The organism is Nodosilinea sp. LEGE 07298, assembly GCF_015207265.1.
Lineage (GTDB): Bacteria > Cyanobacteriota > Cyanobacteriia > Phormidesmidales > Phormidesmidaceae > Nodosilinea.
In genome coordinates this window covers 1-1,597 of record NZ_JADEXE010000564.1, presented here as the reverse complement: position 1 = coordinate 1,597, position 1,597 = coordinate 1, and the positions used below count along the sequence as shown (strand labels likewise).

Below are 1,597 nucleotides of genomic sequence, written 5' to 3'. Positions count from 1 at the left end.
CCCTCTCACTCACCCGCCCTCTCACCCATCCACTCCCTATGCCCTACCTGCCTGAAGAACCCGAAGACGAGTTTGAACTCAACATCGTGCCGATGATCGATGTTATCTTCGCAATTTTGACGTTTTTCATTATCTCTAGCCTGTTTCTCACTCGATCGGAATCGCTGCCGGTAAATTTGCCCAAGGCCGACAGTTCTGAGGTGCAGCAGCGAACGCAGATCACGGTTTCGGTGGAGGATTCTGGTGCGATCGCGCTAAATCGAGAATCCATTGATCTAGAAAATCTGCAATCGGGCGTGCGCGACCTGATGGGTACCACCCAGGAATCGGTGATTGTGATCAACGCTGACGAAGCCGTCAACCACGGTCGCGTGATTGCGGTGATGGACGAACTGCGGGCGATCGAGGGAGCCACCCTGGGAATCGCAACGCAACCGGAGAATTAACGCTGGTGTCATCCCTTCAGCCAGATATGCAGTCAAATAGGCCAAAGCCTGTATCAATACTGTCCCAATCACCTCTGGTGCTGGTGCTGGGGTTAGCGTTAGGCAGTTTGATGTTGCTGACCTGTCTTTTAGCGAGCGTTTTGCTAGGGGCAGCGGATATCGCGCCGGGGACGGTGTGGCAGGCCATCTTTCAATTTGACGGCTCGACTGAGCATCTGATTATTCGCACGGTGCGGCTGCCCAGGGCGATTTTGGCGGTGGTAGTGGGGGCAGCCCTGGCGGTGGCCGGAGCCATTACCCAGGGGCTAACCCGCAATCCGTTGGCGGCACCGGATATTTTGGGTATCAACGTGGGCGCAGCCCTGGCGATGGTACTGGCGGTGTTTTTGCGGGGCAGCGGCGGCAGCTACGTGGGGTTTGCCTTTGGCGGGGCGGCGATCGCGGCCATTACCGTTTACTGGCTCGGTTCTTTGGGGCGCAGTGGCCTGACACCGCTGAAGCTAGTGATTGCGGGAGCCGCGCTCTCCTACCTGCTTAGCTCCCTCACCACGGGCATTCTCATCCTCAGTCAGCGCACCCTAGATGAAATTCGCTTTTGGCTGGCAGGGTCGCTGGCGGGGCAGGATATGGCGACAATGCTGCCGGTGCTGCCCTATATTGCCGTAGGGCTAGCGGCATCGCTGACACTGGGGCGGCAGCTGACGCTGATGAGCCTGGGGGAAGACGTGGCTCAGGGCTTGGGGTTGCAGACGGCCTGGGTGAAGGTGGGAGCGGCGATCGCGGTGGTTCTCCTGGCGGGCAGCGCCGTGGCCCTGGCTGGCCCCATCGGCTTTGTCGGCCTAGTGGTACCCCATGTCGTACGCTTTGCTGTCGGAGTCGACTACCGCTGGATCTTGCCCTATTCAATCGTTTTTGGCGGCATTTTGCTGTCGGTGGCCGATTTGGCTGCTCGTCTGGTCATTCGTCCCCAAGAGCTACCAGTCGGGATTATGACAGCGATCGTAGGGGCACCGTTCTTTATCTATTTGGCGCGATCGAAGATTAAACGGTGAAGCGCAGGTTAATGGTGGGCAGTGCCCACCCTACAAAGGCCGTTAAACGGCAATAAGCCGCTGCATCGCTACCTATCCACCCATCCACCCATCCACCCA

At 58.4% G+C, this 1,597-nt stretch carries 2 protein-coding genes; both read left to right on the top strand.

Translation table 11 applies throughout. The features are described from left to right. Nucleotides 1–38: 38 nt before the first annotated feature. Nucleotides 39–446: a biopolymer transporter ExbD gene (locus IQ273_RS33070; RefSeq protein ID WP_194027299.1), complete on the top strand. Its 408-nt coding sequence runs from the start codon at nt 39–41 to the stop codon at nt 444–446. A 26-nt stretch (nt 447–472) separates the two neighbouring features. Then, complete coding sequence (locus tag IQ273_RS33065) at nt 473–1,498, top strand: iron ABC transporter permease (RefSeq protein ID WP_194027300.1); 1,026 nt, start codon at nt 473–475, stop codon at nt 1,496–1,498. The last annotated feature ends 99 nt before the right edge of the window (nt 1,499–1,597 follow it).

Excerpts from the sequence above, each read along its gene's own strand:
- IQ273_RS33065 (WP_194027300.1), top strand. The coding sequence starts at position 473 with ATGCAGTCAAATAGGCCAAAGCCTGTATCAATACTGTCCCAATCACCT.
- IQ273_RS33070 (WP_194027299.1), top strand. The coding sequence starts at position 39 with ATGCCCTACCTGCCTGAAGAACCCGAAGACGAGTTTGAACTCAACATC.